22 protein-coding genes and 1 tRNA gene are annotated in these 22,846 nt (G+C 62.3%); 20 read left to right on the top strand and 3 right to left on the bottom strand.

All coding sequences use genetic code 11. The features are described from left to right. Window positions 1-161 precede the first annotated feature (161 nt). From AC56LV_RS15775 to AC56LV_RS15690, 18 genes are all read left to right on the top strand, one after another. Window positions 162-431 (top strand): type B 50S ribosomal protein L31, encoded by a 270-nt coding sequence (locus tag AC56LV_RS15775; protein ID WP_183556195.1) that lies wholly within the window; start codon window positions 162-164, stop codon window positions 429-431. Window positions 432-572: 141 nt separating this feature from the next. Further along, window positions 573-2,291, top strand: coding sequence for an ArnT family glycosyltransferase (locus tag AC56LV_RS15770; protein WP_499558955.1), 1,719 nt, complete (start codon window positions 573-575; stop codon window positions 2,289-2,291). A 266-nt stretch (window positions 2,292-2,557) separates the two neighbouring features. Further along, window positions 2,558-3,025, top strand: coding sequence for a hypothetical protein (locus AC56LV_RS15765; protein WP_499558953.1), 468 nt, complete (start codon window positions 2,558-2,560; stop codon window positions 3,023-3,025). A gap of 110 nt (window positions 3,026-3,135) precedes the next feature. Continuing rightward, window positions 3,136-3,220, top strand: a tRNA-Leu gene (locus AC56LV_RS15760). Between the two features lie 164 nt (window positions 3,221-3,384). After that, on the top strand, window positions 3,385-4,593 hold the full coding sequence (locus AC56LV_RS15755; RefSeq protein WP_499558951.1) for a tyrosine-type recombinase/integrase: 1,209 nt from the start codon (window positions 3,385-3,387) through the stop codon (window positions 4,591-4,593). Further along, window positions 4,583-5,305 (top strand): hypothetical protein, encoded by a 723-nt coding sequence (locus AC56LV_RS15750; RefSeq protein ID WP_499558949.1) that lies wholly within the window; start codon window positions 4,583-4,585, stop codon window positions 5,303-5,305. Before AC56LV_RS15755 ends, AC56LV_RS15750 begins: the two co-directional genes overlap by 11 nt. Before the next feature lie 155 nt (window positions 5,306-5,460). Continuing rightward, complete coding sequence (locus AC56LV_RS15745; RefSeq protein WP_499558947.1) at window positions 5,461-5,679, top strand: helix-turn-helix transcriptional regulator; 219 nt, start codon at window positions 5,461-5,463, stop codon at window positions 5,677-5,679. A 419-nt stretch (window positions 5,680-6,098) separates the two neighbouring features. Next, window positions 6,099-6,299: a hypothetical protein gene (locus tag AC56LV_RS15740; RefSeq protein ID WP_499558945.1), complete on the top strand. Its 201-nt coding sequence runs from the start codon at window positions 6,099-6,101 to the stop codon at window positions 6,297-6,299. Next, a complete protein-coding gene (locus AC56LV_RS15735; RefSeq protein WP_499558943.1) occupies window positions 6,296-6,517 on the top strand; it encodes a hypothetical protein in 222 nt (73 codons plus the stop codon). The genes AC56LV_RS15740 and AC56LV_RS15735 overlap by 4 nt, the downstream gene beginning before the upstream one ends. Beyond that, window positions 6,514-6,879, top strand: a complete 366-nt coding sequence (locus AC56LV_RS15730; RefSeq protein WP_499558941.1) for a hypothetical protein — start codon at window positions 6,514-6,516, stop codon at window positions 6,877-6,879. Before AC56LV_RS15735 ends, AC56LV_RS15730 begins: the two co-directional genes overlap by 4 nt. Beyond that, window positions 6,876-9,020, top strand: coding sequence for an AAA family ATPase (locus AC56LV_RS15725; protein WP_499558939.1), 2,145 nt, complete (start codon window positions 6,876-6,878; stop codon window positions 9,018-9,020). Before AC56LV_RS15730 ends, AC56LV_RS15725 begins: the two co-directional genes overlap by 4 nt. Then, window positions 9,017-9,526, top strand: a complete 510-nt coding sequence (locus tag AC56LV_RS15720; protein ID WP_499558937.1) for a hypothetical protein — start codon at window positions 9,017-9,019, stop codon at window positions 9,524-9,526. The genes AC56LV_RS15725 and AC56LV_RS15720 overlap by 4 nt, the downstream gene beginning before the upstream one ends. After that, a complete protein-coding gene (locus tag AC56LV_RS15715; protein WP_499558935.1) occupies window positions 9,523-9,732 on the top strand; it encodes a helix-turn-helix transcriptional regulator in 210 nt (69 codons plus the stop codon). Before AC56LV_RS15720 ends, AC56LV_RS15715 begins: the two co-directional genes overlap by 4 nt. A 90-nt stretch (window positions 9,733-9,822) precedes the next feature. Beyond that, the gene (locus tag AC56LV_RS15710) at window positions 9,823-11,070 is read left to right on the top strand and encodes a phage major capsid protein (protein WP_499558933.1); all 1,248 of its coding nucleotides are present in this window, start codon (window positions 9,823-9,825) and stop codon (window positions 11,068-11,070) included. Window positions 11,071-11,738: 668 nt separating this feature from the next. Beyond that, on the top strand, window positions 11,739-12,383 hold the full coding sequence (locus tag AC56LV_RS15705) for a hypothetical protein (RefSeq protein WP_499558931.1): 645 nt from the start codon (window positions 11,739-11,741) through the stop codon (window positions 12,381-12,383). A gap of 569 nt (window positions 12,384-12,952) precedes the next feature. Next, window positions 12,953-13,267, top strand: a complete 315-nt coding sequence (locus AC56LV_RS15700) for a hypothetical protein (protein ID WP_499558929.1) — start codon at window positions 12,953-12,955, stop codon at window positions 13,265-13,267. 7 nt (window positions 13,268-13,274) lie between these two features. Next, entirely contained in the window at window positions 13,275-13,658 is a 384-nt protein-coding gene (locus AC56LV_RS15695) for a CHAP domain-containing protein (RefSeq protein WP_499558927.1), read from the top strand. Continuing rightward, window positions 13,639-14,226 (top strand): hypothetical protein, encoded by a 588-nt coding sequence (locus AC56LV_RS15690; protein WP_499558925.1) that lies wholly within the window; start codon window positions 13,639-13,641, stop codon window positions 14,224-14,226. Before AC56LV_RS15695 ends, AC56LV_RS15690 begins: the two co-directional genes overlap by 20 nt. A 119-nt stretch (window positions 14,227-14,345) precedes the next feature. Here the strand turns inward: AC56LV_RS15690 and AC56LV_RS15685 are convergent, their stop codons facing one another. The 3 genes from AC56LV_RS15685 to AC56LV_RS15675 all read right to left on the bottom strand — a co-directional run bounded on the left by AC56LV_RS15685 (window position 14,346) and on the right by AC56LV_RS15675 (window position 18,098). Continuing rightward, window positions 14,346-15,614, bottom strand: coding sequence for a sensor histidine kinase (locus AC56LV_RS15685; protein WP_499558923.1), 1,269 nt, complete (start codon window positions 15,612-15,614; stop codon window positions 14,346-14,348). Beyond that, window positions 15,611-17,164 (bottom strand): ATPase domain-containing protein, encoded by a 1,554-nt coding sequence (locus AC56LV_RS15680; protein WP_499558922.1) that lies wholly within the window; start codon window positions 17,162-17,164, stop codon window positions 15,611-15,613. The genes AC56LV_RS15685 and AC56LV_RS15680 overlap by 4 nt, the downstream gene beginning before the upstream one ends. 178 nt (window positions 17,165-17,342) lie before the next feature. Next, a complete protein-coding gene (locus AC56LV_RS15675; protein ID WP_499558920.1) occupies window positions 17,343-18,098 on the bottom strand; it encodes a substrate-binding periplasmic protein in 756 nt (251 codons plus the stop codon). A 304-nt stretch (window positions 18,099-18,402) separates the two neighbouring features. Here AC56LV_RS15675 and AC56LV_RS15670 point away from each other — a divergent pair, with 304 nt between their 5' ends. Together AC56LV_RS15670 and AC56LV_RS15665 are read left to right on the top strand one after the other, a co-directional pair. Next, on the top strand, window positions 18,403-21,714 hold the full coding sequence (locus AC56LV_RS15670; protein WP_499558918.1) for an MHYT domain-containing protein: 3,312 nt from the start codon (window positions 18,403-18,405) through the stop codon (window positions 21,712-21,714). Next, window positions 21,711-22,706, top strand: a complete 996-nt coding sequence (locus AC56LV_RS15665; RefSeq protein WP_499558916.1) for a response regulator — start codon at window positions 21,711-21,713, stop codon at window positions 22,704-22,706. The genes AC56LV_RS15670 and AC56LV_RS15665 overlap by 4 nt, the downstream gene beginning before the upstream one ends. Window positions 22,707-22,846: the final 140 nt, after the last annotated feature.

Genomic DNA, 22,846 nt, shown 5'->3' with positions numbered 1-22,846 from the left:
CAGCCTTCGGGCTGCCTTTTTTGTTGGGCATTGCCGGAAGCTGAAAACCTATTTATAATCGCCGGTTCTGCCCAACCCTGGCAAGTGATCGGCAATCGGGTCAAGAAGCGAGACGACCGACGAAGTGCTGTTTGGCTACCAACTCTATAGAAAGCAAGACCATGAAGACCGAAACTCACCCAGAATACCGCGACGTCGTGTTCCATGACGTGTCGTGCGACTTCAAGTTCATCACGCGCTCGACCATCAACACCCGCGACAAGATCGAACACGAAGGCAAAGAATACCCACTGGTCAAGATCGAGGTGTCGGCTGAATCGCACCCGTTCTTCACCGGCAAGCACAAGATCGTCGACACCGCCGGTCGCGTCGAGAAGTTCCGCCAGAAATTCGGCGCAGTTGGTTCGAAGACCTCGGTCGCCAACGGCTAATTGCCGACGTAATACCGTCAAAGCCTTCACCGGCTTTGGCCAGACAGCCGGCTTTGCCGGCTTCAGAAAAGAAGCCGCTTACCCGGCTTCTTTTTTTTTCGCGGCTATACTACGCGCTCATTTCCCCCATCAGACTTATCGATGAAACCAGTCCGTCTTCCCGCCGCCGCCACCCTGGCACTGCCCCGCTGGGCCCTGCTTGCGCTGGGCCTGTTCTACATCCTGCCAGGCCTGATCGGCCGCGACCTGTGGAAGGAAGACGCCGCCAGCTTCGGCATCATGTGGACGATGGCGCATGGCACGCTGGCCGACTGGCTGTATCCCAACATCGCGGGCCTTGCCAGCGTCGACGAAGGGCCGCTCGCATTCTGGCTCGGCGCCGTGTGCATCAAGCTGTTCGGCTGGCTGCTGGGCGACGTGCTCGCCGCCCGCGTCTCGACCGTCGGCATCTTCGTGCTGGGCACGATGTCGCTCTGGTACACCGCCTTCCACCTGGGCCGGCGCGCCGAAGCGCAGCCGCTGCGCCTGGCCTTCGGCGGCCAGCCCGAACCCGACGACTACGGCCGAACGCTGGGCGATACCGCCGTCCTGATCTACCTCGGCAGCCTGGGCCTGCTGCTGCAAAGCCACCTGACGCTCGCAGCGACGCTCCAGGGCGCCCTGCTCGCCTTCTTCCTGTACCGCGCCGTGCGCTATGTCGAACTCGCCGGCACGCGCAACGCGGTGCTGGTGGGCATCGCCCTTGGCGCGCTGACGCTCACGCAAGGCTTCCTGCCACCGCTGGTTCTGATCGTGGCGCTGTTTGCCTGCACCCGCTACCTCGAGCTGCCTACGCCACGCGCGCTGCGCGACCTGGCTGTTGCCGCAGGTGTCGGCTTCGCCATCACGCTGATCTGGATCGTACCCGCCACGGTATTGCAACCCTATGGCCTGTCGCCCGTCGCCGACTGGCTCAACTGGAACGCGCACCAGATCGGCTTGCCCGGCTGGCCAGCGCTGAAAGCCTTCTTCCGGATCGGCATCTGGTTCTTCTGGCCAGCCTGGCCGTTCGCGCTGTGGGCAGTCTGGGCCTGGCGCCGCCAGCAGATGCTGCACATCGTGCTGCCCGTGTTCTTCTTCCTGGCACTGGTGCTGCAACTGCTGGCCGACCCGGCGCCCGAAAACAGCGACTTCCTGAAAATGCTGCCGCCGCTGGCACTAATGGCCGCTTTTGGTCTGCCGACGATGAAGCGCGGCGCGATCAATGCTATCGACTGGTTCTCGGTGATGGTGCTGACGATGCTGAGCGCAATCATCTGGCTGTTCTGGATCGCCAAACTGACCGGCTGGCCGGCGCAGCTGGCCAAGAACGCACTCAAACTGGTGCCGGGCTTCACACCCGAAATCGGCGTGGTCACCTTCATCGTCGCGGCCGGCGCCAGCGTCGGCTGGATCATGCTGGTGCACTGGCGCCTGTCGCGCCAGCCGGCGGTGCTGTGGCGCGCCGTGGTGCTGTCCTCCGGCGGCCTGATCCTGCTGTGGGTGCTGTTGATGACGCTGTTCCTGCCTGACCTGAACTACGGCAAGAGCTACGCCGGCGTGGCCCAGCAGATCGCCGCCCGCCTGCCGGCGGACGCCAACTGCATCGCCACCAACGTCGGCGCCGCCCAGCGCGCCTCGCTGGCCTTTTACGGCCGCCTGCCGTTCGTGACGCTCGCTGGCGGCAAGTGCGACTACGTGCTGCTGCAAGACAGCCTGCGCAACCGCCGCGATGCCACCCTGCTGCCTAAATGGAACGTGCGCGACGCAACGCCGCTGTGGGAAGGCCGGCGCGCCTCGGACCGCGACGAACGCTTCCGGTTATTCCGCCAGAAACCCTGAGCACTTCCCCCGACAAGCCGCACTTCTGTGCGGCTTGTTCGTTCTGGGCCAATGACTGGCCGAAATCCACCTGTGCGCGGCAAGTGTTGTCTTTATGAGAAGCTGGCTTCAACGAGTGCGTGTTTGCGCGCAGTCAAACGTCAGCCACTAAGTGCTTGTCACAATGATCAAGTCAATGACGATTCAACTAATAGTTGGCTGGATATTGCACCAGTTTTCTTGATCGGCGCGAACACGGGCTGATGCAGGCAGCCAGGGAGAGCAGCATGAACAGCGTGACATTTTCTGAAATCGAACGCGTCAGGAAACGCCCTGGCTTCCTGCAGCGCATCGACACCTGGCGTCAGTCGCTGCCATGGGCGCTCACGCTGCTGGCGGGGCTGCCGCTACTGGTGCTGGCCCTGCACCTGATCGATCCCGACACCCCGATGCCGTTTCTTGTGGTACCCATCGTCGTCGGTGGTTTGCTCCCTATCTGCATGCTGGGCCCGGGCCGCTTTGAAATGCGTAGCCGCACCGATGACTGCCAGATGATCGCCAGGCTCGACGAAGCGCTTGGAGCGCTTGGCTACCGCCGCACGGCCGCCGACAGCACCAGCATCCGCTACTTCCGTCCCCGCCCCTGGCTGCGCGGGCAAGAAGGCGCGATCGATGTCGCGGTGCGCGAGCATGTGCTGGAGATCGTCGGGCCGATGGGGAGCTTGCGGTTGTTACAGCATCGGATGATGTGTTAGCCAGCGTGGCGCTTGCCACTGGAGGGTCCATCTGGCAGCCTGCACAGCGAATTTCGCGGCGCACTGGCCAGCTGAGCAATCGATGTGCTAAGATGCCCGCCTGCGATTGGGCCTCTGTGGCGGAATTGGTAGACGCACTTGACTCAAAATCAAGCGCCGTAAGGCGTGCCGGTTCGATTCCGGCCGGAGGCACCATTACCCTGTCGCAACATGTATCACTGAATGCCAAAACCCGCGTTTCTCATAGAGAGCGCGGGTTTTTTGTTGTGCTATGCTGTCTCACCAAAAGTTATCCCAGGGCAGAAAATTGATGGTAGTTCTGTGGGGATTTCAAAAAAGACCATCACGCAACTACCATCATGGCCCTCACAGATACCTTCGTTCGCCAGGTAAAGCATTCTGGCAGCGCAGCCGGCGACAAGCACACGGACGGCCTGGCGCTGTACCTATTCGTCAACCGGGTAGGCAAGTACTGGCGCATGAACTACCGGATCCACGGCAAGCAGAAGACCCTGGCGCTTGGCGTCTACCCCACCGTCAGTCTGGCGAAGGCGCGCAAGCTGCGGGACGCAGCGCGCGAGCAAATCAGTGACGGCATCGATCCGATGGAAGCCAAGCGCGAAGGCCGCGCCGCCAAGAAGCTCGCCGCATTGAATGACTTCGAGAGCGTGGCCCGTGCCTACCTGGCGAAAGTGGCATCCGACCGCGCCGAGAGCACGCTTGAGAAGAACACGTCCTGGCTCGAGCGCAATGTGTTCCCCATCCTTGGCGCCAGGCCGATTACGTCTATCGGGCCACGTGACGTCCTGGCGATGCTGCAGAAGATCGAGGCCCGCGGTGCGATCGAGTCGGCGCACAAGATCAAGCAGCTATGTGGCCAGGTATTCCGGTTTGCCGTGGCCACCGGCCTGGCCGAGCGCGATGTGACGGCTGACCTGCGCGGCGCCCTGTCGGCCGTGCCCAAGACTCACTATGCGGCGATCACCGACCCAGCGGAAGTGGGGCCGCTCTTGCGCGCCATCCACGCATACGGCGGCCACCCGTACGCCCAGGCGGCGCTCAGGCTATCGCCGCTCCTCTTCGTTCGTCCTGGCGAGCTGCGCGCTGCAGAGTGGTCCGAAATCGACCTGGATGCCGGCGAGTGGCGCATACCTGGCGTCAAGATGAAGATGGGCGTCGATCACGTGGTGCCGCTGGCGCGCCAGGCCGTCGAGATCCTGCGCGCGGTTCATCCAATGTCTGGTCACGGCAAGTACGTGTTCCCCAGCATCCGCACTGGCGATCGGTGCATGAGTGAGAACACGGTAAACGCCAGCCTGCGCTCGATGGGCTACGACAAAGACATGATCACCGGCCACGGCTTCCGCGCCACGGCCCGCACGATCCTGGATGAAGTGCTGGGCGAGCGCGTCGACCTGATCGAGCACCAGCTGGCGCACGCGGTGCGCGACACAAACGGCCGAGCCTATAACCGTACCGCCCACTTGCCTGCACGCCGAGAAATGATGCAGCGTTGGGCCGATTATTTAGATAACCTACGAACAGAAAAGGTGAACCATGCCGAATAAGGGATTTTTCTCGGCGCTGAATGCAAGCCAAAAGAATCTTTTTATTAGCGCCAAGGAGGCATTGATAAAACTTTCAGAAGATTCGGGTGATTCATTTTCCGATGTTGCTCGCACATTGAAAAGAATATCCAAAAACACTCCCGATGTTTATTGGGATGCAAAGGAAGAGGAACTCGATGACGAAGAATCTGCCTTCGATCTTTTAATATTGTTAGAGGCAATTATCCAGACTAATAAATTAGAAATCGTAAAAACCAACGTCGGGGAAATTGATCCTGCACTGGTAGGCTGGATGAGAGAGGAACTATTTCACCTGTTCAAATATCAGTTGCCAGACTACGCACTACCCGAGTCCCTTCAAGAGCGTAGCGAAATTGAGTACCCGGACTACCCCAATATAACCTACCAAAAATCTGCAACTCGCCCGGCTTACCTTGACCCATCCAACCCTAGATATTCGGCAAAGTTGGCTGCAGCGGTGTGTGCTTGGGAGGCCATGGAAGATGAGACTCTCCGCAGGGGGAAAATGCCTCAAGCGGCCATGAAAGCATGGCTAGAGCGCAATTACGTGGCGCTCAACCTAGCGCATAAACGTGGCAGTAAATCTCACGGCTATAATGCCGGCGACATGAATAAAACCGCTATCGACGAGGTGGCGAAAATATGCAATTGGGAAGTTGACGGTGGCCCCCCACCCACCCCCGACATGTAACTCACCCCCCCCCCTCCATTTGAAACTCACCCCCCGCCATTAGACATGCGGCCGGGTGAGTTTTCCAAGCCCATCCACCTGTTCTGCCTTATTAATTTCGACAATGATTCATCCCGTGCCGCAGCAGATTGCGGAGTATCTTTTAGGGGTGCATCGTGTCACAACAAGTTATTCGAATTGCCGAACTGGCGACCACCAAGGGAAAGCCCGGCAAGCTGCCAGTGAGCCCGGCAACCATCTGGCGCTGGGTCCGTGAGGACAAGTTCCCGAAGCCATTCAAGCTGGGCGAGTCCGTTACAGTCTGGGACGCCGCCGAGGTCGATGCGTTCCTGGCCAAGCGCGCCGGCGGTGCGACGTCGAACAAGGTTCAGTGATGATTGTGTCAACATATCTCACTGTCGAAGGGAGCAAAAAAGCACCGAAGGGAGCGAAGGGAGCGCATTTTTTAACGCACACTCTTCGGCACTCTTCATGCTCCCTTCGTGCTCTGGTCCAAAAAAATCATATGGCCCCGGCGCCGAATCGCTTGACGGTTTACAACCGGCCAGCGTATTCTGGTCACGTCGCGAATAAAGACGCGACCGGGTTTGGCGACTCGATCTACACTAGGCGGACAACCGCCCCCAGGCGGGTTTTTTTTGTCCGAGCCATTGCATCTCCTATGAGCGGCAGTGGTGGGGATACCTTCGGGTATGCCGGTTTCCCAGTGTACCGGTTCGCCAACCCTGCCATTTGCTGCTCACCCCGTTTGGCGACGGGTTGTGTGGCCTCAAAGCACACTCGGGAGACAATCATGTCAAGCACTGCCACGTCCGTACCATCCCACACCGAACAAATCCGCCGCCTCGCCGGTATCGCTGACACCATCGGCTCCATGCTCGGCGTCTTCGCGATCCTTCCAGTTGATGGCCAAGCTGACGCAATCGCCGTCTCTGCCAGCCTGGCCGATGACTTGGCCCAGCAGCTGGCCGCCATCGTGCGAGGTGCAGCATGAGCACCCAAAACGACGTCCTCATGACCGCGCCGTATTCACAGCTGCACATTGCTGCCGAAGATGTTGGCGACCATGCGCTGATGCGCGCACGCCAGCTGGCCCGCTTGCTGGTACTCATCCAGCCATCCCAGGGTGCCGATTCCATGCTGTGGCTCGCTCAGCAAATGGCCGATGAAATCGTCGCCACCGTTGCCGGCATGATGGGAGCGAAACCATGAGCGCCCGGGCCCCACACTCCCTGCAGCGACCAGCACACGCAGGCCGCCATGAGCCATTCTCCTATCTCGATCCGAGCCTGCGACATGACCAGGATGCGCAGTTCACCGCGATTGTGAAAGACTTCGCGTCCGGTATCGGTCTGTGCCTGGAAATGATCAACACCAGCGTGTTGGCGCGCGAGATGAATGAGCACGAGGAAGAGCAAGTAGATGTGCCGCTGCTCGACAAGTTGGACACCGAACGCCTCCTGCGATTCGCCAATGCCAGCGCGGACATGCTGGCCAGGCATGCGGAGGATCGCATCGAGTGGATGAATAAATATCGCGCGAAACGCAAATCGCTTGGAAGGGAGGCAAATTGAACGCTCCCCAAACTAATATCGAGGCGCAGTTTGGCGCCGCGCTGGCAGCATTCGACCTCAATCCATCCGAAATCGTGGCCGATGGCCAGCGCCACCGATTCGACGCCGACGACGAGAAGAAGGGAAAGAAATCGGCCTGGTACGTCTTGCATGCTGATGGCGTGCCGGCCGGCGCTTTCGGGAACTGGAAAACGGGCCTGTCCGAGAAGTGGTGCGGCAAGTCCGACCAGGCACTGACACCGATCGAGCGAACCGACTACTTGGCCAAGATCGCCAAGGCCCGCCAGGATGCCGAGTTCACACGCCTGCAGCTCGAGCAAGAGGCTGCTGCTGACTGCACGCGCATCTTCTCCGGCGCACTGGACGCAACCGAAGACAACCCGTATTGCGTCCGCAAGGGCATCAAGCCGTACGGCCTGAAAGAGTTCAAGGACAAGCGCACGCTGCTGGTGCCGCTGCGCGACGCCCAAGGTACGATGTGCAGCCTGCAGTTCATATATGCCGATGGAACGAAGCGCTTCAAGTCCAACGGCCGCGTGCAGGGCGCCTACTACAGCTTCGGTGGCAAGCCGGTCGACACGGTACTGGTCTGCGAAGGCTTCGCCACCGGCGCCAGCCTGTTCGCTGCACTCGGTCACCCGGTCGCGGTCGCCTTCAACGCCGGCAATTTGGAAGCGGTGGCGGTGACGCTGCGCGGCAAACTCCCCGGTGTGCAGATCATCGTGTGCGCCGACAACGACCGGTTCAACGCGGCCGGCAACGTGGGCGTCGAGCGCGCCACCGCCGCAGCGCGCGCTGTTGGCGGCTGGCTCGCGGTACCGGAGTTCGAATCCGATGAGGGAAGCCCAACCGACTTCAACGACCTGGCCCAGCGCCAGGGCGCCGAAGCGCTGGTGGCCGCACTGCCGAAAGCCGTGTACTTCGAGCCGCCAGCCGCCAAGCCGGCCAAGACATCGAAGGAGCGCCCAGCAGCACCGGCACCAAGCCGTGTGGTGAAGATCCGGTGCGGTGCCGACATTAAGCCCCAAGCCATTACCTGGCTGTGGCCTGGCTGGCTCCCGGCCGGCAAGCTGACGATCCTGGCCGGCGCGGCTGGCACCGGCAAGACCACGTTGGCGCTGGCGCTGGCTGCCGTCATCACAGCCGGTGGCCGCTGGCCCGATGGCACGGTGACCAAGACCAAAGGCAACGTGCTGATCTGGTCCAGTGAAGACGTGGCCGACGATACGCTGGTGCCGCGGCTGATCGCGGCCGGCGCCGACCTGTCGCGCTGCCACTTCATCGAGGGCATCGCGCAGAACGGCGAAAGCGTGCCATTCGATCCATCGCAGGACATTATCGAGCTGCACCGCGCGGTGCTGGCCATGGGAGGCGTCAGCCTTCTGATCATCGATCCGATCGTGTCGGCCGTCGCCGGCGACATGCACAAAGCGAACGACGTCCGACGCAGCTTGCAAGCGGTGGTCGACTTCGCAGACGCGCACGATTGCGCCGTTATTGGCATCACGCACTTCGCCAAGGCCGGCGCTGACCGCGATCCGCAAGATCGTGTCATCGGATCCCAAGCGTTCGGCGCCCTGGCCCGCATGGTGTTGGTCACGGCGAAGGAGAAGGAAACCACCAGGCGCGTACTGGCCAGGGCCAAATCCAATATCGCCAAGGACGACGGGGGCGTGGCCTACATGATCGAGCCGATGACGATCGAGGGAGGTATCGAAACGACTTGCGCTATGTGGGGCGACCTGATCGAGGGCAGCGCGCGCGAAATCCTGGGTGAGGTCGAGACTGATGAGAGCGACGACGTCAGCGCACGCGATGAGCTCAAGCACATGATCGCCGACATGCTCAAAGACGCCGGTGGCTCGATGCCAACGAAGAAACTGCAGAACGAAGTGCGCGACGCCGGACACTCATGGGACGTGGCCAAGCGCCTGAAAAAAGAGTTGGGCGTTGAGTCTGTCAAGTTGAGCATGGGCGGTGCGTGGGTCTGGCGTCTGCTGCAGAACAGCAACCGATCATCCGAAGGGAGCACGAAGAGTGCCGAAGAGTGTGCGTTAAAAAATGCGCTCCCTTCGCTCCCTTCGGTGCTCCCTTCGGACGTCGAATTGCTGGCTGCTAGCGTTGTACGGGAGGAACTGTGACGCTCGATCTGATGCTGGAGTGCTGCGCGGCGGAGGGCGTCAAAGTCTTTGTCGACGGCGAAAAGTTGGTCATCACAGGCACGCCGGCCGCGCTCGACGAGTGGCGCCCGCTGCTGCGATCGTTCAAGGCCGAACTGTTGGCGCTGCTGGGCGGCGACCTGGTGCTGATCGCGCAGCGCGCGGCCCACTTTGTCAGGCAACACATCACCCCGAGCACAGCGCACGCCCTGGCGCTACGCCTCAAGACACGCGACGCGCAGCATGACGAGCGCCGGCTGTGCCTGGAGTGCAGCCACCTATTTGACACCACACGCACACACCGTTGCGCTCAATGGCGCCAGGCCGGCCACGCTGGCCCGCAGCTACCGCGCGAACTACCGATCATCCTGCAACGCTGCAAGGGCTTCCACCTGGCTGACCTCAAACCAGCTGCGCAGGCAACGCATTACACCAGGCCGGTCAGCATCGCCATGCCGGCCACTAGTTTTGAAGGAGCTACCCAATGACGGCGATCATCAGCCAATACATGCGGCGCCAGCTAGTCGCATACGAACTCGGAATCAGCCGCCACACGCTGACGCGCATGGTCAAAGCAGACGCCTCGTTTCCTCGATTCTTCGAAATCACACCAGGCATCGCAGTCATTGCGCGCGCGGACTTCGACCACTGGCTACGTGCTAAGCGCCTGGCGTCCATAGCTGCACCGCGTTGAGCCGACTAGCACCTCAGTGCGCCCCATAGCAGCTTGAGGCGCAGGCGCGATTACGCGATTCTGTCAGGACACTTTCTCACAAGGAATTCCATGAAATCGCTACAAGACCTGCGCATCGAGCTCGACCAAGTTCAGGCGAACTGCAACAAGATGCTCGAGACCACGCCGGCCGCAAGCTGGACCCAAAAGAACGAAGTCGAGTTCAACAAGGAAATGGCGCGCGGTGACGCGATCAAAGCCGAAATCCAGACGGTGCAGAAAGGTATGCAAAGTCTGATCGAACCCACCAGCAACCACGCTGGCGGCGACGTCAAAGTGCTCCGCAATAGCAAGGATATCCGCGCCCACTACAGCGCCATGAACAACGGCGTGCAGTATGGCGCCATGAACAGCGGCCGGCCTGGCGAAGAGATCCGCATCGATGACTTCGTGCGGGGCGTGGCCGGGATGAAGTCCAACGCAGCTGTGCAGGCCGCCTTGTCCAGCGGTACCGACACCGCCGGCGGCTTCCTGTTGCCGAGTGTGGTTATGCCGGGCATCCTGGAAGCCCTGGTCCCAGCATCGTCCCTGCTGTCTGCTGGCGCTGGCATCGTGCCGCTGGACGGCGGCGCCAAGAGCTTCACCACCGCCGCCATCGACACGATCCCGAACGCTCAATGGCGCTTGGAGTCGGGCGCGGTGGCTATGTCGGACGCCACCTTCCGCGCCGTGGTCGCACAGCCCAAGAGCCTGGCGTTCATCTTCAAGGTCAGCCGTGAGCTGTTGGCCGATGCGTCGAACATGGCCGAGGCGCTCAACATCGCCATTGCCCAGGCCTTCGCCAAGGAGCTGGACCGCGTGGGCCTTCGCGGGTCAGGCATCGCGCCCGAACCACTCGGCATCCTCAACACGCCAGGTATCCAAAAGGTCGACAACGGCGCCAACGGTGCCGCGCTGGCTGGTTACGCAAACCTGCTGGGAGCAACCCAATCGATCCTGCAGGCGGACGCGTCACAACCGGCCGCCGCCATCATGTCGCCACGCTCCCTGGTGCGCTTGGCCGGCCTGACCGACAACCTCGGCCATCCGATCGAGAAGCCATCGATGCTGGAGAGCTGGAACATGATCGCCACCAGCCAGGTGCCGAATAACCTGACCGTGGGCACGGCGAAGGACTGCAGCGAAATCTACGTAGGCGATTTCTCCAAGGTGCTGTTCATGATGCGCGAGCAGGTGAGCATCCAGCCAGCGAAGGAGCTGTTCGCCGGCACTGGTGAGGTCGGCTTCATCTGCCACGTGCGCGCCGACATCGCTGTGATGTATCCGAAGGCGCTCGCGGTAGTGACCGGCGTGCGCTGATTGCAGGCGTGCCACAAAAGTGACACAGGGCGCCAAAGCGCGCCCGTAGATACAGGCATTACGTTTGATTAACGATCAGCAGAAATAGCAAGTTCAGGGCGTTACTCGGTGAGTGGCCCAGCATCATCAAACCCCGAGAGCGTGCAGCGGAATGTGTGACCGCGTGGCACGCACCACTCTTTCAATCTCCCAGGCATAGCAACAGCGCCATCGCGCGGCCGTCAGCGGCCCCACAAGCTCATCAGACGTGGACACCAAGCCATCCAGCGCCCAGTCAGCGCCGTCGCCGCCAGCGCCCGGCAAGCAAGCCCCCGGGGGCATCCAAATCTCTGTGACCTTCCTCCAAGGGGACCGCCTGCCCCCTCTTTGTGCAGAACCGCGAATTGAAACTTTTTTTCCTAGCCCGAACTGACGGCCTGAGATCGCCGTAGGCCCAGTACCAGCAAGGCATCCATGGGGAATTGGCGGGATCTGCGCTGACCAGAAAAAGCGCGAAAAACGTGCAAAAACGTTGCTTTCTAGTCGCGCGCTGTGCGGACGAATTTCGTACGAGGACCACCATCAGGCCGGCCGCCGCAACGATACGCCAGCAGCGGCCACCAAGCCGACGAATTTCGTCCAGTTGGTGCGATCACAGATAGAATATCCAATTTCACAACCTGCCTATCATGGAAGCCAATAAACCCGCCGTCGCTTTGCAAACCAATGACGCAGGCTTGAGTAAAGCGAAGGCAGTTGTTGCGCCCCCAACTGCGCCCAATGTCAGCGCACGCATTAGTGGCACTCAGTCGCAGATTCTTGTAGCGCCTCAACCCATCAAGATTGAGGTAGACTCACCTACCGATTGGGTCGCGGTTCTACTTACTCCTTTGGCCCTTGCAATTGCGGCAGCTGTCTTTGCTGCCCGGACGAATCGCCAACAGACTCGAAGCAACACAGCGAATTTCCGCCACACTTGGCAGCTCGATCTTCGCAGTGCGCTAGTGTCTTACGTTGGCGCCGTTCAGCAGATGAACCTTAAGGCGGCGCTGAACCCGAGGTTCCCGCTTTCTGACGAGGGTGAGGCTTTACGAAACCAGTTGCTCAGTACTCAGGCTACTGTTGTACTCATGTTAGACACCGAGAAACAGTATGCCAAAGACTTGAATGCTGCAATGAGCGAAACCAGCAATGCCATCTTCGATGTCCCGCCAGATGTCCCTGCAGCGATGGTTGGTATGACGAAAGTGATACCGGCTGCCAAAGTAGCTCTTGAGAACGCCTGGAACGATATCCGGCGTGACTTGATGCACGAGCCGAAGCAGAAGCCGTAGGGCTATTCAGGGCGCGCTCAGCAACAAAACCATCTGATGGTATTTTTGCTGGTACTTATTCTTCGAACCGCAATTTTCCATAGGAATATGTGATTCCGGCCGGAGCACCACCTACTCGCATCACGCATTCGTATTACGCTAAAACCCGTCATCTTCCCAAGGAAGCGCGGGTTTTTTGCTATCTGCCTTCGCATCATCAAGCGTCTTCAGCCTAGCGCACCCCACGGGCGATGGAATTGCATGGCACGGTGAGGTCATGGTCTTCTGGGGCACTCGCTCCAGTTCAGGTCTGACATTTGGACACCAATTCTGACGTAGTCAAACACACTCGCTTTTCAAGGCGTAACTGAGGAAATATCAGCTTTTCCCAATGCCGTCACCTAGCATTGGAGCCGGGCAAAAAGTAAACCCGGGCTTTGCACTTGACTCGTGCAAAGCTGAGCCTGCGTCCGAATGTCAGACCTGACACTAGCTAACGAGCTACGCATGAGATTTCCTTGAGGTGATCCAAAAACAAAATCGCATGCAGGCGCAAGAATGGCTTTCTCAATACATACGTAGGAGAAGTCATGGCAACCGACATTTATCTACGAACCAATGGAATCAAATGGAAGTCGGAAAACAGCGCTTACGTTCCAAAGTTGAAGTTCGAGTTCACGCATACTAAGGGCGACGATAAACAGCGGCAACACGTCGGGACTGAGCTCAAAAATCTATTGATCAGCCAAGTAACTCCCTGCATTGAATCTGCCTCGTGCCTGTCTGAAAACGTCTGCTTGACGTTTGCGAAGGTGAATTGGAGAGACAGCAAACAAAAGATGAGTGGTGGCGCCGGTGCTCAGACGCTGAGTGGGTGTGATCTTCCGCAAAACAAGATCGGGTAGTTTCATCATGCCAGTCGATATTGAACGCTACACTCACCACCTCAGGACGAAAGCCAGGCCGCGCAGCATTGCCCGTTGCGCGATGTATGTGCGGGAGGCCCTCGAAGCGGGCGGCGCCCATACCAAGGGAATACATCCAATCGATGCCAAGAACTGGGGCCCTATACTGCTGAGGCTCGGATTTCACAGACTCAACGTGGAGAATTCCGATACCTTTATGCCGATGAAAGGAGACATCGTCGTCATTCAACCTTACCCCAAAGGGAACGTCTCAGGGCACATCGCGGCCTTCGATGGCCGGATCTGGATCTCCGACTTCAAGCAGCGTGATTTTTGGGGCGGAGCAGAATACCGTAAGCAAAGGCCACCACATGTCTTCTACCGTCCGTAAGCTTCTCGCCCCGTTTTTGCTCGTTCTGGCATGCACATCGGCCATGGGCGCGCCACCGCCACGCATGCTTCAAGAGCCGCTGTTGGGCTTGCAATACGATCGCGAGCGGGTAAAGTTTGAGCCGCTCCCCGCCAAGCTGGCTTCTGAATGCCATGCGCTGAATGATAGCGAAGAGATTTCCGGCGTGTGGTTCGTCTTCGCCAAAGCGAGCGATGCGTCCGGGCGGACGTACTATCTGCTCAACGGTTACGATGTTGACAACAAACCGGCAAGCGCTGACCGGCAGTACACGGCGGGAGGCTCCGGTTTCATTCTTGGCGTGAATGGGGACAAGTGCGACGTCCTGGACGGCGACGCCCGGCAACTCTTCTCAGCGAGAGTTTTCGATGACGAGTTCCCGTTCGACATGATGCAGCGTCTTGCTGCGGACTTTGCTGCCCGGCTCGCGAAGGCTTACGGCGGAGCAGACACGCTAAGGCGAGAGCTGGTCAAACAACGCATTAGTGTCGAGGCCCAGCCCGAAGAGGTTCGGCATGCTCTCAAAGAGATCCGCGTAGCGACGCGGTGATTTTCCGGAAGCTATCGGCTCTTCTTCCACTCTATCCGGTTCAAGCTTCATCGAGCTGCAGTCACTCGCCAATGCGCCAACGCGCCTGGACGTGCCGCTTGCCAGGAAGCGCGGATTTGCTATCCCGCCTCAGGATCACTAGGCGCCGCCACCCCAGCTGGTCCAACCGGCAACCGAATCGCAAACGTCGCCCCCCTTCCCCTCCCTTCACTGCTGACACTGAGCGTCCCCTCATGCAGCTCCACAATCCGCCGCGCGATATACAACCCCAGTCCCAGCCCGGTCGCATTGTCATGCTGCTGCAGCTTGAACGCGCCAAACACATGCGGCAGATCGTCCGCCTCGATCCCCTGCCCCGAATCGGCGATATCGATCTCGACCCATCCCCCGCTGCGGCGGATACCAATGCGGATCACCCCGCCAACAGGCGTGAACTTGACCGCATTGAACAGCAGATTCCAGCACACCTGCTGCAGCCGCTGCCCATCCGCCTCAAAGCGGATGTCCGCGCCGTAATCGGCCGGTGTCACCTGCATCAGGATCTGCTTGGCATGCGCATGCGGCTCTACCGTGGCGATGGCTTCGCGCAGCACCTGCCCCAGCACGATCGGCTTGCGCACGATGGACATCTGCCCGGTCAGCGTGCGCGCCGCGTCGATCAGGTCGTCGACCATGCCGGCCTCCTGGCGCACGTGCACGCGCATCGATTCCAGGCCGCTGACGGCCTTCTCTGGCAGGTCGGGGATCGTGCGCAGCATCAGCTCGATGCGCATCGACAGCGCCGAGAGCGGCGTGCGCATCTCGTGCGAGACGGTCGCCAGGAACAGTTCGCGCGTGCGGTTCACGCGCGTCAGGTCGTCGATGGTTTCGCGCTGCCGGTCGAGCGTGCCCGAGAGCGTAAGCAGCAGGGTTTCATAGGTGGCCATGCGCTGCGCGGATACAGGCGCGTCAAGCCGCACTTCACTCCACAGCAGATGGCCCGACACGCCGATCTGCCGGCCGATGCGCTCGCAGGCCAGCGGCGAGCTGAAATCGGCAAAGCGCCAGCCGAATACCAGCACGCCATACACATCGCCATGCAAGAGCAGTGGCAACGCACGCACGCAGAAGCCTTCGCTGAACTCGCTGGCTCCAGGTGCGCCCTGCTGGCAGACGTCGCGTGCCAGGCTGCGCTCGAGCGCCGTGCCGGGACCGTCCTCGGCCCACAGCGTCGACTGCTCGGCAAGGAAGGTCGACATGCGCGAGCCGGTCAGCGGTCCGATGCGGCGCACGCCGGTCGCGTCGTAGACGGACGTCACCAGCCCGGTCGCCTCGGTGTACTGGCGCAGCGGCGCGCGCCAGTCGTCCCAGTCGATGGGCGGCTTGTCCGGCAGGTCGACGGCGATCACCGGTTGGTTTCGACCGGCTGGTGCGTCGACTCGGGCAAGGGCTCGCCATTGGCGACGGCTTCCTCGATCATTGGACTCTGGCGCGATGGCGAACGCGACAGCAGACCGTAATACGACGAGAAGGGTAACTGCGGGACGGCCTGGTTATTGTTGTCGCTTTCGTCCAGCAGATTCAGGCCGCCCAGGCCGATCGTGTATTCGCGCGTTACTTGCAGGTTGCGGCTGCCGCGCACCTTCGGCACGGCCAGCGCGCGGCGCAGCACGGTGGAGATTTCGACGTAGTTGAGCAGGATGATGTTGTCAACCAGGTGCGAGCCCTTGAGCTCTTCGCTGATCTGCGATACGCCCAGCAGTTCGGGGCTTTCGTAGTTGAACAGCGTCGTGGCCAGCCGGTTCTTGAAGAAGCTCGCCAGCGCGTACAGGTAATCGGCCACTTCGCTGCGGCTGGTCATTTCATACACGGCGATCGAATCGAACACGACGCAGTCGATGCCTTCCTTTTCCACCAGCTTGATGATGCGGTCGAAGTGCACGTCCAGCTCGAGTTCAAGCGGCGACTCGTAATGGATGAACAGGTCGCCCGCATCGACCAGTGCCTGCAGATCAAAGCCCAGGGGCTTCGCGTTGCGCATCAGCTGGCGGGCGTGTTCGTCCAGGCTCACCAAGAGCGCCTTGTGGCCGTTCTTGATCGCGTCGCTCAGGAACTGCACGCTGAGCACCGTCTTGCCGGTGCCGGAAATGCCGCTGACCAGCGTCACCGAGCCCTTGTAGATGCCGCCGTCCATCATCTTGTCGATGGCGGGCGAGCCGGTCGACAGGCGTTCTTCCGACGTCGGCTGATCGGGCGACATGACCGGGCGCGACTGGGCGCGGCGGTACACGTGCACGCCCTGGTGCGCCTCGATGCGCATGGTGTGGCTGCCGCCGATGAAATCCTGGCCGCGCGACTTGGCCACCGTCAAGCGGCGGTGCACGCGGCGGCGCGATTCCTCGAACGTCAGCGAGATGATGGTGTCGAACACGAAGCGCTCATGGGCCAATACGCCGCCGAGCGACGCATCCTTTTCGGCCGTGACCATCGTCGTCACGCCCAGGCGCGTGAGCCCTTCGATCAGCAGATGCACGTCTTCGCGGAACGGGATGTCGTTGCTTTCGGCGTACAGGCGCAATGGCGTCAGGCCGTCGATCAGCAGGCGCTTGGCGCCCATCGCGGTCAGCGCAGCCGAGAACGCGCCGTCGCTGCTGCGAAATTCGCTCATCAGCACGGCGGGGCTGGTCTGGATGATCTTGATGCGGCCCTGGTCGATCATGCCCTGCAGGTCCCAGTCGAAGCCGGCGGCGTCGCGCAGCAGCTTGGCCGGGTCGAGCTCGAACGAGACGATGGCGCCCGGCTCGTCGAAGTCGACGGCGCCGCGGTAGATGAAGCCCAGTCCCAGCGTCGTCTTGCCCGCACCGGGCGGCCCTTCGACGAGCAGGTTGTTATTGCGTGGGATACCGCCGTGCAGGATCTCGTCCAGCCCCACAATCCCCGTCCTCACCAACGCGCTCATGAACTCACCTTTTTTGCAGAATGGGGCAGCTTATCATGTGTGCAAGCTGCGCTCCAGCAGCAGCGGCACGCAGCCGGGTCTGGTGTCTGGCAAGTCCGTCCCGATGCCGATGGCACGTGCACACGTCCATGCGCGCTCTTGGTCTGCGACAGGACACGCCGTGGCGTACTTGCCCCGGTCAACGTGACGTAGCACGCCGTTCGTAGCGCTGCTCGATGGCGCGTGCCGTGCCGTCGCGCTCGATCGCGTCAAACCCGGCATTCAGGCGCTTGACCAGCGCGTCGGGCACGGCCCGGTTGCAGGCCAGGTAGACGGCGACCCGGTTGAACACGAACACCGGCACGATCTGCTTGTCCCAGCCATTCCGGGCCAGCACGTCGCTGCCGGCGCGCCAGCTGGCGGCCCACAGGTCGATGCGGCCCTGCAGGAGCTTGGGTGGATTGAGCATGTCATGGGGCGACGTATCGACGACAAGGCCCCGGCTGCGCAGATAAGTATCACGCGCGTCGCCGGTGTAGGTGCCGATGCGCAGGCCGCGTGCGTCCTCCAGGTTCGTGATACGCCAGGCGCGGTCGGCGCGCCCCATCAGGACCCACTGCGCCTCGTCGGTCGGCCCGATCCACTTGAACAGGGCTTCCCGTTCCGGCGTGCGGGTGGCGGAGTACACGCAGCCATTGGCCTGCTGCAGCGCCGCTGCGTACGCGCGCTTCCAGGGCAGCAGCGTGATGTCGTGGGTGACCCCGGCCCGTTCCATGACAACCCGGATCTTGTCGGTGGCAATGCCGACCACGCGCCCGTCCTCGAGCATGCTCGATGGCGCCGAGCTTTCGGTGGTGATCGACAGGTAGGGCGCCGCCGGCGGGGCCGCCCGCGTCATTGCCGACAGGCTGCCCGACAGGATGACAAGACCAATGCAGAGTTGCCGAAATCGCATTTGATTCTCTTGGGATGACCGCCATCGGCACGGCGCGCAAGGGCGTCGGGAAGTTGTTGACCGCACCCCCAGCATAACAGCGAGCATGATTTTTACGCAATGAACAGCCTGAGATGGTCGCTTGGACGCTACAGAACACAACAATTCGTCCAGCAATCTCACGTGCACCAACACAGTAAATTCGGAAAATGCAATACTTCGATTTAATGCTCCATGGAAGTTTTCTTTACTCCAGCACAACCCTGCCTTCACTATGCTGCCATCGTTTGCCGTTCCTGAAGATCCATCCTTGCTGACGTACGGGATGTACGACCCCACCCTGGTGGGACTGTCGCTGCTGGTGGCGATCTTCTCGTCGTGGATGGGCTTGCAGGTGACCGGCCAGGCCAGCGCCCATCCGTCGCACCGCGCCATCGCGCTTGGCACGGGCAGCCTGGCGCTCGGCGCCGGCGTCTGGGCGATGCACTTCATCGGCATGCTTGCCTTCGACCTGTGCACGCCGGTGCATTACGACCACTGGACAACGCTGCTGTCGGCGCTGCCCAGCATCGGCGCATCGTGGGTGGCGCTGAGCCTGATTTCACGTCCCGAACTGCGCCTGTCGCATTTGCTGGTCGGCGGCGTGCTGGTCGGCGCCGGCATCGGCGCGATGCACTACGCCGGCATGGACGGCATGCGCATGCGGCTGTCGCTGCACTACGACCCGTTCACGTTCGCGGTCTCGATCCTCGTGGCCGTGATCCTGGCCACGCTGGCCCTGAGCGTGCGCCACGGCCTGTCGCGCTTTCAGTCGGTGTCCGAATCGCGCCGCCTGCTGCTGTCGGCGTGCGTGATGGGCTGCGCGATCGCCGGCATGCACTACACCGGCATGGCCGCTGCGCGCTTTTCGGGCACGGTCGATCCGGCCGGCGCGGCCGCTGCCAACAGCGGCTTCCTGGCGCTGTCGATCACGGTGACCACGGTGGCGCTGTCGGTGGCAGTACTGGGCGTGAACGGCCTGCTGCGCTATCGCCAGATGTTCCAGGACCTCTCGCGCAGTGAAGCCTGGATGCGCGCCCTGCTCACCACCACGGTCGACGGCGTGATCACGGTCGGGCGCGACGGCATCATCACTGAATTCAATGCGTCGGCCGAGCGTATCTTCGGCTGGCGCCGCGGCGAGATCGTCGGGCGCAGCATCGCGCTGCTGCTCACGGAGCGTGGTCGCGCCGCGAAGTTCAACGTGCTGACCGTGCTGGCGCGCGGCAGCCTGGAAGGCATCAACACCAGCACCGAGACCTGGTGCCTGCACAAGGATGGCCACGAAGTCCCGGTACGGGGCGCGATCGGCCATGCGCGGCTGCGCGAGCAGGACCTGTTTGTCTGCTTCGTCACCGACATCAGCGAGCGGCGCGCGATGGAAAGCGCGCTGCAGGCCAGCGAGCAGCAGTTCCGCTCCCTGATCGGCAATATTCCGGGCATCTCGTACCGCAGCGCGCTCAATGAAGAATGGCCGATGATCTTCATCAGCGATGCAGTCGAACGTGTCACCGGTTACCCGGCGCGCGACTTCCTGGGCAGCCCGCCGCGCCGCGTGTTCGGCGCGATGATCCACGCCGAAGACCGCCTGCGGGTGGGCAAGGAAACCAGCGCCGCGATGCGCGAGCACCGGCCGTACCTGGTCGAATACCGCCTGCTGCATGCCGATGGCAGCGTGCGCTGGCTCTGGGAAAACGGCACCGGCGTGCATGACGACGCCGGAAACCTCCAGTACCTCGATGGCGTCATCCTCGACATCACCGAGCGGCGCGAGATGGAAGAAGCACTGCGCTGCGCCAAGGAGAAGGCCGAGCAGGCCGCGGCCGCCCGCGCGACCTTTGTGGCGAATATGAGCCACGAAATCCGCACGCCGATGAATTCGATCCTGGGCTTTACCGACGTGCTGCTCGATGGCGAACTCAATGTCGAGCAGCGCCGCCACCTGGACACCGTGCGCAGCGCCGGCCGCGCCCTGCTGCGGCTGCTCAATGAGATCCTCGACACGGCCAAGCTCGAAAAAGGCGCGGTCGAACTCGAACAGAACGACTACAACCTGCTGTCGCTGATCGATGAACTATCGTCGACGCTGGCGGCCAATGCGCGCGCCAAGGGCCTGCACCTGGATATCCAGTACGACCCGGCGCTGCCCACCGGCCTGCGCGGCGACGAACTGCGCATGCGCCAGGTGCTCACCAACCTGCTCGACAACGCGATCAAGTTCACCGCCACCGGCGGCGTGACGCTGACCGTGAGCGCCGATGTCGACCAGCTGTGCATCGCCGTGATCGACACCGGCATCGGCATCGCGCCCGAGCGCCTGGCCGCGATCTTCGATCCGTTCACGCAGGCCGACGCCTCGATGACGCGCCGCTTCGGCGGCACGGGGTTGGGCACCACGATCAGCAAGCAGCTCGTCGAGCTGATGGGCGGGCGGATCTGGGCCGAGAGCCAGCCAGGCCAGGGCGCGACCTTCCACGTGCGCGTGCCGCTGATCCTGGCGCGCTTTTGCAACCAGGCGCCGCGTGTGCGCAGCGCCGCCGTGCTGCCGCCGCTGCGCGTGCTGGTGGCCGACGACGTGCCGCAGAACCTCGAACTGATGCAACTGTTGATGACGCGCCGCGGGCACACGATGACGGCCGCGCGCGACGGCGGCGCGATCGTCGAACTGGCCACGAGCGGCGAGTACGACGTGGCGCTGATGGACTTCCAGATGCCGGTGATGGATGGCCTGGACGCGACGCGCGCCATTCGCGAGCACGAGGCGCGTCACGGCACCGCGCGCCTGCCGGTGATCGCGATGACCGCCAGCGTGCTGGCCGAGCACCGCCAGGCCAGCGTCGATGCAGGCATGGACGGCTTTGCCAGCAAGCCGGTCGACTGGTTCGCCCTGTCGCACGAGATCGCGCGCGTACTTGGTCTGGAAGGCGGCGTGCCGGTCGAAGCGGCCGCCGTCCCGGCGGCGCCACGCGAAGTGCTCAACCGGCGCGCCGGCCTGCACCGCTGGAGCAACCGCGAAGACGCTTACGCCGAAGCCCTTGACCACTTCAGCCGCCAGTACGCGCAGCTGGACGGCGCGATGCGCCTGCATGCCGCCGGCGGCGAGCACGTGCAGCTGCGCATGCTGGCGCACAAGGTGCGCGGCGCCGCCGCCAACGTCGGCCTGGAGCGCTTGTCCGACGCGCTGGCCACGCTGGAGCAGGCAACCAATGCGGTGCCGACGGACGAGCGGCACGCGGCCGAGGCGCTCGGCGTGGCGGGACAGGCGCTCGAGGCCGCGCTGGCCGCGATCGGCAATGTCGCCGCCACGCCAGTGCCGGCCACGCCAGGCGCCGGCATCGACCTGACGCGCGCGCGGCGCGCCGGCGGCGTGCTGCTCGAAGCGCTGCGCCGCGGCGCCCTGAACGACGGCGCCATGACCAGCCTGGCCGTGGCGCTGGCCGCCCACCCGGCCATCACCCGCGTGGTCCAGGTGCAGTCGGCCATTGCCGATTTCGACTTCGATCTCGCCCTCGATCACCTGGAAGCCGTGCTGGCGATCCTGGGGACCGAGTCCTCTGACGGCGCGCCTGGCGACGCCACCAACGATCCTTCCGCATGAACCAACCGACTACCCGACCGCTGATCCTGGCCGTCGACGATGAAGCGAGCAACCTGCAACTGCTGCGCCAGATACTGCAGGATCATTACCGCCTGCTGTTTGCCAAGGATGGCGCGCGCGCACTCGAACTGGCACGCCAGGAGCAGCCCGACCTGATCCTGCTGGACGTGATGATGCCCGGGATGTCGGGCTACGAAGTGTGCGCGGCGCTGAAGGCCCATCCGGCCACGGCGTCGGTGCCGGTGATTTTCGTGACCGCCCTGACCGAGACGGCCGACGAAGTGGAAGGGTTCGAAGCCGGCGCAGTCGACTACATCACCAAGCCGGTCAGCCCGCCGGTGGTGCGCGCGCGCGTGCGCACCCACCTGTCGCTGGTGCGCATGGAAGCGCTGCGCGCGAGCCGCCTGGAGATCGTCCAGCGCCTGGGCCTGGCGGCCGAGTACAAGGACAACGAGACCGGCCTGCACGTAATCCGCATGAGCCATTTTTCGCACATCCTGGGCATTGCGGCCGGCCTGAACGAAACGGAAGCGGACGACCTGCTGCACGCGGCGCCGATGCACGACGTGGGCAAGATCGGCATCCCGGACCGCATCCTGCAAAAACCGGGACCGCTCGACGCCGACGAATGGAAGATCATGCAGAGCCACGTGACGATCGGCGCCGAGATCATCGGCGAACACGCGAGCGGCATGCTGGCCCTGGCGCGCCAGATTGCGCTCACGCACCACGAAAAATACGATGGCAGCGGCTACCCGAACGGCCTGGCCGGCGAAGCGATTCCGCTGGTCGGCCGTATCGTGGCCATCGCCGACGTCTTCGACGCGCTGACCTCGCTGCGGCCCTACAAGAAAGCCTGGACCGAAGAAGACGCAGTCGCCTTCCTGCACGAGCAGAAAGGCCGCCATTTCGACCCCCAGCTCGTCGACCTCTTCACCACCCGCCTCCCCGCCATCCGCGAAATCCGCACCCGCTGGGCCGAAAAACCCTAACCCCTCCCCCCAAAAAAACAATGAGGGTCAGAGTGAGATGCACCGGGATGGTGGACAGATTGAATCAGGTACACCTGAGAATTTTTTCCACCTGGTCGGGGGTTCGATAGCCGAGGGTTTGGTGGAGGCGCTGTTGATTG

This window comes from Telluria sp. RB2R28 (genome assembly GCF_059685835.1).
The sequence above is the reverse complement of the archived record's forward strand: the minus strand, read 5'-3'. Positions and strand labels throughout refer to the sequence as shown.

What these genes read in the sequence shown, in the direction of transcription:
- AC56LV_RS15775 (WP_183556195.1), top strand. Translation starts at nt 162, where the DNA reads ATGAAGACCGAAACTCACCCAGAATACCGCGACGTCGTGTTCCATGAC.
- AC56LV_RS15770 (WP_499558955.1), top strand. Translation starts at nt 573, where the DNA reads ATGAAACCAGTCCGTCTTCCCGCCGCCGCCACCCTGGCACTGCCCCGC.
- AC56LV_RS15765 (WP_499558953.1), top strand. Translation starts at nt 2,558, where the DNA reads ATGAACAGCGTGACATTTTCTGAAATCGAACGCGTCAGGAAACGCCCT.
- AC56LV_RS15755 (WP_499558951.1), top strand. Translation starts at nt 3,385, where the DNA reads ATGGCCCTCACAGATACCTTCGTTCGCCAGGTAAAGCATTCTGGCAGC.
- AC56LV_RS15750 (WP_499558949.1), top strand. Translation starts at nt 4,583, where the DNA reads ATGCCGAATAAGGGATTTTTCTCGGCGCTGAATGCAAGCCAAAAGAAT.
- AC56LV_RS15740 (WP_499558945.1), top strand. Translation starts at nt 6,099, where the DNA reads ATGTCAAGCACTGCCACGTCCGTACCATCCCACACCGAACAAATCCGC.
- AC56LV_RS15735 (WP_499558943.1), top strand. Translation starts at nt 6,296, where the DNA reads ATGAGCACCCAAAACGACGTCCTCATGACCGCGCCGTATTCACAGCTG.
- AC56LV_RS15730 (WP_499558941.1), top strand. Translation starts at nt 6,514, where the DNA reads ATGAGCGCCCGGGCCCCACACTCCCTGCAGCGACCAGCACACGCAGGC.
- AC56LV_RS15715 (WP_499558935.1), top strand. Translation starts at nt 9,523, where the DNA reads ATGACGGCGATCATCAGCCAATACATGCGGCGCCAGCTAGTCGCATAC.
- AC56LV_RS15710 (WP_499558933.1), top strand. Translation starts at nt 9,823, where the DNA reads ATGAAATCGCTACAAGACCTGCGCATCGAGCTCGACCAAGTTCAGGCG.
- AC56LV_RS15705 (WP_499558931.1), top strand. Translation starts at nt 11,739, where the DNA reads ATGGAAGCCAATAAACCCGCCGTCGCTTTGCAAACCAATGACGCAGGC.
- AC56LV_RS15700 (WP_499558929.1), top strand. Translation starts at nt 12,953, where the DNA reads ATGGCAACCGACATTTATCTACGAACCAATGGAATCAAATGGAAGTCG.
- AC56LV_RS15695 (WP_499558927.1), top strand. Translation starts at nt 13,275, where the DNA reads ATGCCAGTCGATATTGAACGCTACACTCACCACCTCAGGACGAAAGCC.
- AC56LV_RS15690 (WP_499558925.1), top strand. Translation starts at nt 13,639, where the DNA reads ATGTCTTCTACCGTCCGTAAGCTTCTCGCCCCGTTTTTGCTCGTTCTG.
- AC56LV_RS15680 (WP_499558922.1), bottom strand. Translation starts at nt 17,164, where the DNA reads ATGAGCGCGTTGGTGAGGACGGGGATTGTGGGGCTGGACGAGATCCTG.
- AC56LV_RS15675 (WP_499558920.1), bottom strand. Translation starts at nt 18,098, where the DNA reads ATGCGATTTCGGCAACTCTGCATTGGTCTTGTCATCCTGTCGGGCAGC.
- AC56LV_RS15670 (WP_499558918.1), top strand. Translation starts at nt 18,403, where the DNA reads ATGTACGACCCCACCCTGGTGGGACTGTCGCTGCTGGTGGCGATCTTC.
- AC56LV_RS15665 (WP_499558916.1), top strand. Translation starts at nt 21,711, where the DNA reads ATGAACCAACCGACTACCCGACCGCTGATCCTGGCCGTCGACGATGAA.